This is a genomic window from Actinomadura sp. 1N219, from assembly GCF_044326405.1.
Lineage (GTDB): Bacteria > Actinomycetota > Actinomycetes > Streptosporangiales > Streptosporangiaceae > Spirillospora.
Window position 1 is genome coordinate 243343 of record NZ_JBIRAY010000005.1, and the last position, 12350, is coordinate 255692.

Annotated in this window: 13 protein-coding genes; 7 read left to right on the forward strand and 6 right to left on the reverse strand. The window is 74.8% G+C overall.

What is annotated here, in order from left to right:
• Positions 1 to 2: 2 nt before the first annotated feature.
• From ACH35V_RS18580 to ACH35V_RS18590, 3 genes are all read left to right on the forward strand, one after another.
• Complete coding sequence (locus ACH35V_RS18580; protein ID WP_395973795.1) at positions 3 to 557, forward strand: universal stress protein; 555 nt, start codon at positions 3 to 5, stop codon at positions 555 to 557.
• Positions 558 to 627: 70 nt separating this feature from the next.
• Complete coding sequence (locus tag ACH35V_RS18585) at positions 628 to 1272, forward strand: adenylate kinase family protein (RefSeq protein WP_395973797.1); 645 nt, start codon at positions 628 to 630, stop codon at positions 1270 to 1272.
• Positions 1269 to 2120, forward strand: a complete 852-nt coding sequence (locus ACH35V_RS18590) for a 1-aminocyclopropane-1-carboxylate deaminase/D-cysteine desulfhydrase (RefSeq protein WP_395973799.1) — start codon at positions 1269 to 1271, stop codon at positions 2118 to 2120. Before ACH35V_RS18585 ends, ACH35V_RS18590 begins: the two co-directional genes overlap by 4 nt.
• Before the next feature lie 8 nt (positions 2121 to 2128).
• On the opposite strand, the gene ACH35V_RS18595 is transcribed toward ACH35V_RS18590, so the two are convergent.
• From ACH35V_RS18595 to ACH35V_RS18605, 3 genes are read right to left on the reverse strand one after another with little or no spacing between them, the layout of a single operon-like run.
• Entirely contained in the window at positions 2129 to 3217 is a 1089-nt protein-coding gene (locus ACH35V_RS18595) for an acyl-CoA dehydrogenase family protein (RefSeq protein WP_395973800.1), read from the reverse strand.
• On the reverse strand, positions 3214 to 4407 hold the full coding sequence (locus tag ACH35V_RS18600; RefSeq protein ID WP_395973801.1) for an acyl-CoA dehydrogenase family protein: 1194 nt from the start codon (positions 4405 to 4407) through the stop codon (positions 3214 to 3216). The genes ACH35V_RS18595 and ACH35V_RS18600 overlap by 4 nt, the downstream gene beginning before the upstream one ends.
• 47 nt (positions 4408 to 4454) lie before the next feature.
• Complete coding sequence (locus ACH35V_RS18605) at positions 4455 to 4856, reverse strand: nuclear transport factor 2 family protein (RefSeq protein WP_395973803.1); 402 nt, start codon at positions 4854 to 4856, stop codon at positions 4455 to 4457.
• Between the two features lie 103 nt (positions 4857 to 4959).
• Between ACH35V_RS18605 and ACH35V_RS18610 the strand changes: the two genes are divergently transcribed.
• Positions 4960 to 5538, forward strand: a complete 579-nt coding sequence (locus ACH35V_RS18610; protein ID WP_395973804.1) for a TetR family transcriptional regulator — start codon at positions 4960 to 4962, stop codon at positions 5536 to 5538.
• A gap of 7 nt (positions 5539 to 5545) precedes the next feature.
• On the opposite strand, the gene ACH35V_RS18615 is transcribed toward ACH35V_RS18610, so the two are convergent.
• Positions 5546 to 7633: a HelD family protein gene (locus tag ACH35V_RS18615; protein ID WP_395973806.1), complete on the reverse strand. Its 2088-nt coding sequence runs from the start codon at positions 7631 to 7633 to the stop codon at positions 5546 to 5548.
• A gap of 195 nt (positions 7634 to 7828) precedes the next feature.
• Between ACH35V_RS18615 and ACH35V_RS18620 the strand changes: the two genes are divergently transcribed.
• The 3 genes from ACH35V_RS18620 (at position 7829) to ACH35V_RS18630 (ending at position 10569) form a co-directional block, all read left to right on the forward strand.
• A complete protein-coding gene (locus ACH35V_RS18620; RefSeq protein ID WP_395973808.1) occupies positions 7829 to 8620 on the forward strand; it encodes an SDR family NAD(P)-dependent oxidoreductase in 792 nt (263 codons plus the stop codon).
• Between the two features lie 40 nt (positions 8621 to 8660).
• On the forward strand, positions 8661 to 9314 hold the full coding sequence (locus ACH35V_RS18625) for a TetR family transcriptional regulator (RefSeq protein ID WP_395973810.1): 654 nt from the start codon (positions 8661 to 8663) through the stop codon (positions 9312 to 9314).
• Positions 9315 to 9387: 73 nt separating this feature from the next.
• The gene (locus ACH35V_RS18630) at positions 9388 to 10569 is read left to right on the forward strand and encodes an acyl-CoA dehydrogenase family protein (protein ID WP_395973811.1); all 1182 of its coding nucleotides are present in this window, start codon (positions 9388 to 9390) and stop codon (positions 10567 to 10569) included.
• 14 nt (positions 10570 to 10583) lie between these two features.
• Here the strand turns inward: ACH35V_RS18630 and ACH35V_RS18635 are convergent, their stop codons facing one another.
• Positions 10584 to 11381 carry an enoyl-CoA hydratase/isomerase family protein gene (locus tag ACH35V_RS18635; RefSeq protein ID WP_395973812.1) on the reverse strand — a complete coding sequence of 266 codons (798 nt, stop codon included), beginning with the start codon at positions 11379 to 11381 and terminating at the stop codon, positions 10584 to 10586.
• On the reverse strand, positions 11362 to 12330 hold the full coding sequence (locus ACH35V_RS18640; protein ID WP_395973813.1) for an alpha/beta hydrolase: 969 nt from the start codon (positions 12328 to 12330) through the stop codon (positions 11362 to 11364). The genes ACH35V_RS18635 and ACH35V_RS18640 overlap by 20 nt, the downstream gene beginning before the upstream one ends.
• Positions 12331 to 12350: the final 20 nt, after the last annotated feature.

Sequence of the window (12350 nt, forward strand, 5' to 3'; positions counted from 1 at the left end):
CCGTGATCGCGAGACCGGAGGGCGGCCCCCGCGTGGTGGTGGGTGTCGACGACTCCGCGGGCGCCCGCTGCGCCCTCTCCTGGGCGATCGGCGAGGCGCGGCTGCGGAGGCTGCCGCTGCTGGTCGCCCACGCCGCGCCGCTGCCGCCGCACGTGTCGGCGGCCGGGCAGCTCGGCTGCGGCATCACCGAGGCGCTGCGCGGGTCCGGCGCCGAGCTGATCGCGCGGCTGCTCGCGGAGGTGAGCGACGGCCCGCCGGACGGCCTGGAGCTGACGGCGCTGGCGCTGGTCGGCGAGCCGGGCGCGACGCTGGTGCGGCTGGCGGGCGACGACGACATCCTCGTCGTCGGGCACGGCACGCGGAGCCTGTTCTCGCGGCTGCTGCGCCCGTCGGTGCGGCTGCACTGCGCGCGGCGGGCCAGGGCGACGCTGGTGTGCGTCCGCCCGCCCGCGTTCGACCTGCTACTGGAGTGCCTGACCGCGCGGGACGAGGCGCCCGAGCACGTCCCCGACTCCCGCTTCCGCCGCCTGGGCCGCCGCCTGCGCCTCCCGCTCTGACCCCGCCGCGCTCCTGCCGCGCTTCTGCCGCCCTGGCCGGGCGCGGGGAAGCGCCGCATAGGCTCTCCGCATGCGCAAGTACGTCATCATCGGCCCGCTCGGCAGCGGCAAGGGGACGCAGTCGGGGCTGCTCGCGGGGGACCTGGACATCGTGCACATCAGCGTCGGGGACATCTTCCGGTGGCACGTCAAGAGCCACACGAAGCTCGGCGCGCAGGTGCGGCGCATCATGGCGGCGGGCGAGCTGGTCGGCGACGACCTGGTGGAGGGCGTCGTCCGGGACCGCCTCGACCAGCACGACTGGAACTACGGGTTCGTGATCGACGGGTTCCCGCGCAACCGCAGGCAGACGGAGTTCTTCCTGGAGAGCTACGACATCGACGGCGTGATCCACCTGGACCTGCCGGACGGGGAGGTCCGGCGCCGCGTCCTGGCCCGCCGGCTCTGCTCCCGGTGCGGGATGGACTACAACCTGATCAACGACCGTCCCACCGAGGAGGGCCGCTGCGACGTGTGCGGCGGCGATCTGACGGCGCGGGAGGACGACACCGAGGAGGCGCTGGCCGAGCGGCTCCGGCTGTACCACGAGAAGACCGACCCGATCCTGGACCTGTTCGGCCGCAAGGAGTACGTGGTGACCGTGGACGCGCGGCCGGGCGTCCACGAGGTGCAGCGGGCGCTCCGCGAGCGCCTCCGGCTGCCGCCGCCGCGGTGATCTCGCCGGTGGTCTCCCCCGTCGTCGAGGTGGCGGACGGCCGGTTCGCCCGGCGCGGCCTGCGGCTGTTCCTGAAGCGGGACGATCTGATCCACCCGGAGCTGCCCGGGAACAAGTGGCGGAAGCTCAAGCACAACATCGGGCCCGCGCGGGAGAACGGGACGGTCCTGACGTTCGGCGGCGCCTACTCCAACCACGTCCGGGCCACGGCGGCGGCCGGGAAGATCTTCGGGTTCGCGACCATCGGGGTGATCCGCGGCGAGGAGCGTCGGCCGCTGAACGACTCGCTGGCCTACGCCGAGCGGACGGGCATGCGCCTGACCTACCTGGACCGCGCGTCCTACCGCCGCAAGCAGGACCCGGACGTGATCGCCGACCTGCGCCGGGAGTGGGGCGATTTTTACCTTCTGCCCGAGGGCGGGAGCAACGCGCTGGCCGTCCGGGGCTGTGAGGAGCTGGGCTGGGAGGTTCCCGGCTACGACGTCGTGTGCTGCCCGTGCGGGACGGGCGGGACGCTCGCGGGCCTGGCCGCCGGGCTGGGGACGGACCAGCGCGCCCTGGGCTTCTCCGTGCTGAAGGGCGGCTTTTTGGACGGCGAGGTGGAGCGCCTCCAGCGCGAGACGTACGGCGGACGGCGGGGGGCCTGGCGCGTCGAACACGGCTTCCACTTCGGCGGATACGCCAGGACGACCCCGGAGCTGGACGCCTTCGCCGACGACTTCGCCGAGCGGCACGGGATCGTCCTCGACCGGATCTACACCGCGAAGATGATGTTCGGCGTCCTCGCCCTGGCCGATCGCGGCGAGTTCCCGGACGGCACGCGGGTCCTGGCCGTCATCACGGGTTGATCAGCGCGTCAGGCGGGCGGCAGGTCGACGAGCCCGGCCAGCGCGGTGCGGTGCCGGTCGGGAGTGCCGAGGGCGATCGCGTCGGCCTTGGCGCGTTTCAGGTAGAGGTGCGCCGGGTGATCCCAGGTGAAGCCGATGCCGCCGTGCATCTGCACGCATTCCTCGGCGGACTTGACCGCGACCTCCGAGCAGTGCGCCTGGGCCACGGCGACCGCGATCGGCACGTCCTCGTCGCCTGCGGCGACACACGATGCGGCGTGGCGGGCGACCGCGCGGGCCTGCGTGATGGACGTCCACAGGTCGGCGAGGCGGTGCTTGAGGCCCTGGTAGGAGCCGACCGGCCGCCCGAACTGGTAGCGGGCCTTGACGTAGGCGACGGTGTCGTCCAGGCACCGTTCGGCCAGCCCGAGCTGCTCGGACGCCAGCATCGCCGCGCCGGTCAGCAGCGCGGCGCGGACGGCGTCCGTCCCTTCGGCGACGCGGCGGGCGGGGGCGGCGGAGAAGGCGATGTCGGCGAGGCGGCGCGTCATGTCCAGGGAGGTCACGGCGGTGCGGCGGGCGTCGGCGGCGTCCACGGCGTAGAGCCCGCCCCCGGCCGGGACCAGCAGGACGTCGGCGGCCATCCCGTCCGCGACGCTGGTGACCTCGCCCGTCAGCGCGCCGCCGTCCTCCCGGACGGTCGTGGCCGCCTCGTCGCCGGGCGCGGCGCTGAACGGGACGGCCAGGACGGCGATCGCCTCCCCGGCGGCGAGGCGGGCGAGCAGGTCGCGCTCCCCGGCCGCCATCAGCGCGGCGGTCGCGACGACGGCGCTGGTCAGGAAGGGGACGGGCGCGGCGAAGCGGCCGAGTTCCTCCAGCACGACGGCGGTCTCGCGCCAGGTCGCGCCCGCGCCGCCGAGGTCCTCCGGGACGGGCAGCCCGGCGCAGCCGAGCCCGGCGGCGACGGCCCGCCACAGCGCCGCGTCGTACGGGTCGTCCTTCTCGGTCCCGGCGAGGACGGACGTCCAGGGCGCCTTGTCGCGGAGCACGTCGCGGACGCTCGCCCGCAGGTCGTTCTCGATCTCGCCGTACAGCAGGTCGCGTGCGAGGTCGCTCACTTCGGCAGGTCCTTCCACGGCACGTCCTTGTCGACCCGGATCTCGCCGGGTAGGCCGAGGACGCGCTCGGCGATGATGTTGCGCAGGATCTCCGAGGTGCCGCCCTCGATGGAGTTGCCCTTGGCGCGCAGGTAGCGGTAGCCGGGCGAGCGGCGGGTGAAGTCGACCTCGGTCGGGCGGCGCATGGTCCAGTCGTCGTAGCGCAGGCCGTCCTCGCCGAGCATGTCCAGCTCCAGGCCGGACACCTCCTGGTTGAGCCTGGCGAACGCCAGCTTGACGCCCGATCCCTCGGGGCCCGGCCGTCCGGCGGTGAGCTGCTGCCGGAGCCGCTCCCCGGTGAGGCGGGCGGCCTCGGTCTGCACCCACGCGCGCATCAGCGCGTCGTGCAGGCCGGGGGTGCGCAGCTCGGGCCGGTCGCGCCAGAGCGCGGCCGCGACGCCGATCATGCCGCTCTCGCGCGGCGCGGCGTGGCCGCCGATCGCGACCCGCTCGTTCATCAGCGTGGTGGTGGCGACCTGCCAGCCCTGGCCGACGTCGCCGAGGCGGTGCTCGTCGGGGATCCGCACGTCGGTGAGGAAGACCTCGTTGAACTCGGCCTCGCCGGTGAGCTGCCGCAGCGGCCGCACCTCGACGCCGGGCGCGGTCATGTCGCAGACGAAGTACGTCATGCCGCGGTGCTTGGGGACGCCGGGGTCGGTGCGGGTGACGATGATCGCCCAGCGCGCCTCGTGGGCCATGGACGTCCAGACCTTCTGGCCGGTGACCGTCCAGGCGTCGCCGTCGCGGACGGCGCGGGTGGCGAGCGCGGCGAGGTCGGACCCGGCGCCGGGCTCGCTGAACAGCTGGCACCACAGTTCCTCGCCCGTCCAGAGCGGGCGCAGGAAGCGGCGTTTCTGCTCATCGGTGCCGAACGCGGCGATCGTCGGCGCGGCCATGCCGAGCCCGATGGCGTTGCGCTCGGGATGGTTGGCCGGCGCGCCGGCGTCGGCGAACCGCCGGTCGACGGCGGGCTGCAGGGCGCGCGGCGCGCCGAGCCCGCCGAGCCCCTCCGGGTAGTGGACCCAGGCGAGGCCGGCGTCGAACCGGGCCCGCAGGAACTCGACGGGCTCCATCGCCGCGGGGTCGTGCGCCGCGAGGAACCCGCCGACCAGCCGCTCCAGCTCGCCGGCGTCGGGCGGCGCCGCGCTCACAGGGACACCGCGCTCACCGGGCCACCGCGCTCACAGGGCCACCGCGCTCACAGGGCCAACGCCTCGTCGAAGGCGTCGGGGCGGGCGTAGTCGCGGGACTCGACGATGCGGCCGTCCCGGACCCGCAGGACGAAGATGTTCGGCACGACGAACGCGCGTCCCGTCTCGGTGTTGCGGCCCTCGTACTCGAACTCCGCGACGATCACCTCGGGGTCGGCGGTCTGGTGGACGACGATGTTGCGCGCCCTCATCTCCACCGGCAGGCTCCCCAGCCGGGCGAAGTGCTCGCGCAGCGCCTCGCGGCCCTCCAGCCGCGCGGCGGGGCGGGCGAGCGGGTGCACGACCACCGCGTCCTCCGCGTACAGGCGCGGCAGCGCGTCCGGCCGCCGCGCGGTCACCCCGTCGATCAGCCGCTGGAAGACGGCCCGGGGGGTCGCGAACTCGGACATGTCCCTCCCCTAGAATCGGACTTCGTGCTCCGGAAGAAGATATCGGAGCCGCGACTCAACCGGTCACCGGCTCAATCGGCAATCGGGTCAACGAAAGGCTGCGATGACGTCATCCCCGTCCGGGAGGCCGCTTCGCGCCGACGCGGTGCGCAACCGCGCGAAGGTCCTCGCCGCGGCGGAGGAGGTCTTCGCCGTCCGGGGCACCTCGGCCTCCACCGAGGAGGTCGCGCGGAAGGCGGGCGTCGGGATCGGCACCGTGTTCCGGCACTTCCCGACCAAGGAGTCGCTGCTGGAGGCCGTCCTGGTCGCCCTGCTGGAGCGGCTCGCGGCCGAGGCCGAGGGCCTGCGGACGGCCGACGACGCCGGCGCGGCATTCTTCGGGTTCTTCAGGCGGGTGGTGGCGCAGGCGGCGGCCAAGCAGGCCGTGACGGAGGCGCTGGCCGAGGCGGGCGTGGAAATGAGCGCGGACGCCCGCGCGGCGACCGGCCGGGCGGGGCCCGACCTGAGGGCGGCGCTCGGGGCGCTGCTGGAACGCGCGCAGGAGGCGGGGGCCGTCCGCGCGGACGTGGGCCCGGCCGAGGTCATGGCGCTGCTGGCGGGCATGTCCTACGCGGCGGCGCGGGCCGGGGCCCACGAGGACGTCCTCAGGTTCGCCTTCGACGGCCTCCGCCCCCGGCCGTGACGCGGGTTCAGGACGCCAGCTCCGCGGGCAGGTCGTCGCGGTGCAGGATCGTCAGGGACGTGACGGCGCGGGTCAGCGCCACGTACAGGCGGGCCAGGCCGCGCTCCTCGGCGGCGGCGATGGCGGCGGGCTCGGCGACGATCACGTGGTCGTACTCCAGGCCCTTGGCGAGCGCCGCCGGGATGACGAGCAGGCGGGCGGCGCCGTCGGACTCGGGCCCGAGGATCTCGTGGTCGACGCCCGCGGCGCGGAGCGCGGCGGCGTGCGCGTCCGCGGCGGCGTCCGGGACGATCAGCCCGGCCGATCCGGGACGGGCGAGGGACTCGCGGGCCGCGTCGACGGCGGCGGCCATCGTGTCGGGGACGCGCCGGACGTCCAGCGCGCCGGGCCCGGGACGCAGCGAGCGCGGCCGCTCCAGCGTCGGCGCGACGTGCGGGAGGAGCCGGGCCGCGTAGTCCAGGACGGTGCCGGGGACGCGGAACCCGAGGGTCAGCTCGGTGACGTCCCCGTCCTGCCCGAGGTGGGTGAGGACGTCCTTCCAGGACCGCGCCGACCAGGCGGTGGTGCCCTGCGCGATGTCGCCGAGGACGGTCGCCGAGCCCGTCCCGCAGCGGCGGCCCAGCGCCCGCAGCTGCATGGCCGACAGGTCCTGCGCCTCGTCCACGACCAGGTGCCCGAGTGAGGCGGTGCGCTCGATGAGGTCGTTCAGCTCGTCCAGCAGGGCGCGGTCGGCGGCGGTCCATTCGGCCGAGCGGTGGGAGCGGGCGGGCTTGGCCCACCGGACGGCGTCCTGTTCCCCGTCGTCGAGGACGCCTTTGGCGGCCTTGCGCAGGAAGTCGGCGTCCGAGAGCAGCCGGTGCAGGACCTGCTCGGGGGTCAGCTTCGGCCACACCTCGTCCAGTATCCGCTTGACGGGCCTGCTCCGCGCGACCTGGTCCTGGACGCGGTCGTCGGGCGCCTCGCCGCGCCGCTCCATCAGCACGAGGATCTGGTGGGCGAGCCGCTGCGCGAACGCGGCGCGGCCGCTACCGTACCGGGTCGTGCCGCGCAGCGCGGCGGCGATCTCCCTGACCTCGTGGTCGGCGAGCCGGAAACGGGCCGAGCCGCGGGTGAAGACGAGGCCCTCCTCGGGCTTGCGGACGTGCAGCCACAGCGCCTTGCGGAGCACGTCCGCCATCCGCGCCTCGCCCTTCAGCGCCGCGACCCGCGCGGGCTCGTCCGCCGTGGGCGCGCCGAGCAGGTCGTCGATCGTGGCCTGCTCCACCCTGACCTCGCCGAGCGCGGGCAGCACGGCCGAGATGTAGGCGAGGAACGCCCGGTTCGGGCCGACGATCAGCACCCCGGACCGCGACAGCCGCTCCCGGTGCGTGAACAGCAGGTAGGCGGCGCGGTGCAGGCCGACGGCGGTCTTGCCGGTGCCGGGCGCGCCCTGCACGCACACGGTCCGGGGCAGGTCGGCGCGGACGATCACGTCCTGCTCCGGCTGGATGGTCGCGACGATGTCGCGCATCGGGCCGGTGCGGGGACGTTCGATCTCCTCGGTCAGGATCCGGGACGGCCCGGTCGGGCCCGTCGCGCCGGTCGCGCCGCCGTCGAGTGGCTCGTCCTCGAACGCGGTCAGCTCGCCGGCCTGGAAGCCGAACCGGCGCCGCAGCCGCCAGCCCATCGGGTCGGCGGGGCCGGCCTGGTAGAACGCCCGCGACACGGGGGCGCGCCAGTCCAGCACGAGCGGGCGGCCCTCGTCGCCGTCGTGGACGTGCCGCCGCCCGACGTACATGACCGCGGGCAGGTCGTCGTCCGCGGGGCCGGCGGCGTCGCGGTCCATCCGGCCGAAGAACAGCGGGGCGTCGGGATTGTCGGCGAGCGCCGCGACGCGCTGGTCGAGCAGCGACTCCAGGAACTGCTTGGACACCCAGTCGGCCGCGACGTCGGCGGACAGGCTCTGGGCGTGCTCGCGCATCCGGCGCAGCGCGGCGCGGGACTCGGCCAGGTGGGCGCGCTCGGCCGCGAGGACGGCCGCCTCGCCGGGCCGCTCGGGTTCGTCAGGCTCGTCACGTTCGGCGGACTCGGCGGTTCGGGCGGGTTCGGCGGGCATGCGCGCAGACCTCCGGCGGCGAGAGGGGTGGGTGAGGGCGAAACCCACTACCTTACCGGGCCGGGTCAAGGACGTCCGCGGACGGCGCTGCGCCTTGCCGGGCGGGCCGGGGTGTGTGACGTTGGGCGGCATGCTGACGCAGACCGAGAAGACGCCGACGCCGACCGGGAAGACGAGGCGGGGCGGAGCGGGCCGATGACCCTCACAGGACGGTCCGCGCTGGTCACGGGCGCCTCGTCCGGGATCGGGGCGGTCGTCGCCGAGGCGCTGGCGGCGGCCGGGGCGCGGGTGGGGCTCGTCGCGCGGCGCAAGGACAGGCTGGAGCAGGTCCTCGCGCGGTGCCGCGAGCACGCGCCCGACTCGGCGATGTGGGCGGCCGACCTGTCCGACCTCGACGGGATCGCGGACCTCGCGGCGGCCGCCGAGCGGACGCTCGGCGGCGTGGACGTGCTGGTCAACAACGCGGGGATGCCGAAGCGGCGCCGCGTCCAGGACCTGTCCCCCGCCGAGGCCGAGGACGTGATGCGCCTCAACTACCTGTCCCCGGTGCGGCTCACGCTGGCGCTGCTGCCCGGGATGATCAGGCGCGGGCGCGGGAACCTGGTGGCGGTGGGGTCGGTCGCGGCGCGGCTCGGCCCGCCGCACGAGGCGGCCTACGCGGCGTCGAAGGCGGCGCTGACCGCGTTCTGGGAGAGCATGGCGGTCGACCTGGACGGCACCGGCGTGCGGGCCCACGTCGTCCAGCCCGCGCTGATCGCCGGGACGGAGCTGTTCACGCTGCCCGGCAACGAGGCGCCGCTCAGCGACCTGTCCGACGCGCTTCCCCCGCAGGAGGTCGCCGGTGCCGTGCTGGACGTCCTCGCCGGCGGCCGGTTCGAGCAGTACGTGCCGGGCTGGTTCAGCGAGATGGCGTCGGGCAAGGCCGCCGACGTCGACGCGTTCGTCGCCGGCGTCAAGGAGTGGACGCGGGACCGCCTGCAGCCCTGACCCGTGGCCTGCCGGGCCCGCGAGTGATAATGGTGGTGACGTGCGCCCCCGCCGCACGATCGTCATCCGGAGGCACGACGACATCATGGGCACTGCCGTCCGTTCCGTACGCGAGTCCCTGCTGGACGCCGCCGCCGACCTGCTCGTGGAACGCGGTTACCGGACCGTCCGCATGCAGGACGTCGCCGCCGCCGCCGGAGTGAGCCGCCAGACCGTCTACAACGAGTTCGGCGACAAGTGGAGCCTGGCGAAGGCGGTCGTGATCCGCCACAACGAGCGCTACCTCGACGGCATCGACGCGGTGCTGTCCGACCACGACGACCTGTACTCGGCGGTGGTCGCCGCGGTGACGTACACGCTGGAGACGTCCGCGGACGACCGGCTGATGAAGGCGGTGCTGACCGGCGAGGGCGGCGACGAGCTGCTGCCGCTGCTCACCACCCGGGCCGAGCCGCTCCTGTTCGCGGCCAGCGACCGCATCGCCGAGCACGCCCTGCGCCACTGGCCGGACCTGGACCGCGCCGCCCTCACCGAGATCACCGGCGCCGCCGTGCGCCTGACCACCAGCCACATCATGCTGCCGTCCGGCCCGCCGGAGCAGGTCGCCCACTTCATCGCCCGGATCGTGACCCGCTACATGGGCGCCCCCGCGCAACCCCCCGGCCCCGGCGCCGGCTCCCCCGACACCGCCTGAACTGCCGCACGTCCGTCAGTGGACACTTACTAGAATCGGATACGGTGGGCGGAGCGAGTTCGAGGGAGGCGCGGTGGACTTCGACCTGCCGGAGAGCGCGGCCGCGGTGCGCGAGGGCGTGCTGGCGATCGCCCGCGAGTACGACCAGGAGTACTGGGGGCGGTGCGACGCCGACAAGCGCTGGCCCGAGGAGATCTGGCGGGATCTCGTCCGGGGCGGCTGGCACGCGCTGGCGATCCCGGCGGAGCACGGCGGCGGCGGGCAGGGGCTGCTGGAGCTGTCGGTCGCGCTGGAGGCCCTCGCCGAGGGCGGCGCGGGCGGCGCGGCGGGGTTCATGTACCTGCTCACGCCCGCGTTCGGCGGGCTGACGATCGCGCGGCACGGCACCGACGCGCAGCGGCGCGAGTTCCTGCCGGGGATCGCCGCGGGCGAGATCGAGACCTGCTTCGCCATCACCGAGCCGGACGCGGGCAGCAACTCCATCGCGATCTCCACGCGGGCCCGGCGGGACGGCGGCGGCTTCGCCGTCAGCGGCCAGAAGATCTGGATCTCCGGCGTGGAGCGGGCCGACTTCATGCTGCTCGTCACCCGGACGATCCCCGCCGCGGAGGCGCGTCCCCGCACGTCCGGGTTCACCGTCCTGCTGGTGGACGTCAAGCAGGCCGTCGCCGACGGGACGCTGTCCTACCGGCCGATCCCCAAGCTCGGCACCAACGTCGTCGCGTCGAACATGGTGTTCCTGGACGAGGTGCGCGTCCCCGCCGACCGGGTCCTCGGCGAGGTCGACCAGGGCTTCGCCGTCCTGTGGGACATCCTGAACCCCGAGCGCATCCTGGCGGCGGCGAGCGGCGTCGGGTTCGGGGAGCTGGTCCTGCGGATCGCGTGCGAGTACGCGTCCGAGCGGGCGCCGTTCGGAAAGCCGATCGGCGCGAACCAGGGGATCGCGTTCCCGCTCGCGCGGATCAAGGCGCAGGTCGAGCTGGCCCGGCTGATGGCCTACAAGGCGGCCTGGCTGTGGGACCGGGGCCGCCCGTGCGGCTCGGAGGCCAACATCGCCAAGCTCACCGCGGCGGACGCCGCCTGGCAGGCCGCCGACCGCGCGTTCCAGACCTACGGCGGCATGGCCTACTCGCTGGAGTACCCGGTCGCCCGCATGTTCCGCGACGCCCGCATCGCCAAGAACATCCCGGTCGCGGAGGAACTGGTGCTGGCGCACATCGCCCAGCACGAGCTGGGGCTCCCCAAGTCGTACTGACGGCGTGCGGCCGCTCAGCCGAACTCGGGGCGGCGCTTCTCGCGGATCGCGGCGACGCCCTCCCGCACGTCCGGGCCGGTGAACCCGAAGAACTCCATCGCCAGCGACGCGTCGAACGTGGGCCCGGCGAGGCGCAGCCAGTTGTTCAGCGCGTGCTTGGTGAACGACAGCGCCTCCGCGGGCCCGGCGGCGAGGCGGGCGGCGATCTCCAGGGCGCGGTCGTGGACGTCCTCGTCGTCCACGCAGAGGGAGACCAGGCCGATCCGCTCGGCCTCCTCGCCGGTGAGGACGTCGTTGAGCAGCAGGTAGTACTTCGCCTTCGCCAGCCCGCACAGCAGCGGCCAGACGATCGCGGCGTGGTCGCCGGCCGCCACGCCCAGCCGCGTGTGCCCGTCGATGATCTTCGCGGCGCGGCCCGCGACGGAGACGTCGGCCAGCAGCGCCACCGCGAGGCCCGCGCCCACCGCCGGTCCCTGCACGGCGCTGACCACCGGTTTCGAGCAATTCAGCACGTTCATCACGATGTCCCGGGCCTCGCGCATGATCTTCCGGCGGGCGGTGTGGTCGCCCATCATCTCCTCGATCATGGCGATGTCGCCGCCCGCCGAGAACGCCGTCCCCTCGCCGCGGACGAGGACGGCCCGCACCTCGTCGTCGGCGTCGGCGTCCCGCCAGATCTCCGCCAGCTCCCGGTGCCCGATCCGGTCGACGGCGTTGAGCTTGCCCGGGGTGCTGATCACGACCCGCAGCACGCCCTCCCCCGCCCAGTCGATCTTCAGCCGCTCGTAGCGCTCATACCGTCCGCCGCCCATGCCCGGCTCCCTCCCGCGTCCGCTCGCCGAATGCCGCGCGCAATCGTCGCACAGCGAAATCCATCGCCTCCGCGCCGGCGTCGAAGATCTCCGGAAGCAGGAAGAACGCGTGCACGACGCCGTCGTAGCGGCGCTTCTCCACCGGGACCCCGGCGGCGGTGAGGCGGCGGGCGTAGGCCTCCGCCTCGTCGCGCAGGATGTCGCACTCCGCGGTGATCACGGTGGCGGGGGCGGCCCCGGCGAGGTCCGGGGCGCGCAGCGGCGCGAGCCTCGGGTCGGACGGGTCGGCGCCGCCCCGGTACAGGGCCATGAACCGGGCGAGGGTCGCGGCGTCCAGCCCGTACCCGGTGGCGTAGCGCCGCCAGCTCGGGGTGTCCATCGCCGTGTCGGTCACCGGGTAGACCAGCAGCTGGTGGACGAGCCGCACGCCTCGGTCGCGGGCCAGCAGCGCGACCACGGCCGCGAGGTTCCCGCCCGCGCTGTCGCCCGCCACGGCGACGGCCCCGGGACGGACGCCCCACCGGCCCGGCTCGCGCGCGGCGGACGCGACGACCGCCCACGCGTCGTCCACCGCGGCGGGGAACGGATGCTCGGGGGCGAGCCGGTACCCGACGCTCAGGACGGCGCAGCCCGTGCCCGCGGCCAGCTCCCGGCACAGGGCGTCCACGTTGTCGACGCCGCCGAGTACCCAGCCTCCCCCGTGCAGGTAGACGATCGCCGGGAGCGCGCCCCGCTCCGGAGGCGCCGGACGGTACACGCGCACCGGCACGGGCCCGCAGGGGCCGGGCACGGCGACGTCGCGGACCTGCGGCAGCTCCCGCCGAACGGCCGGGAACGCCGCGCCGATCCGGGCCCGCAGCTCCTCGATCGTCGGTTCGGCGCCCGGCGGCAGGGCCGTCCAGGAGGCGAGGACGTCCAGGAAGCGGACGGTCTGCGGGTGCAGGGGCATGCGGCGGCCTCCGGCGGGCG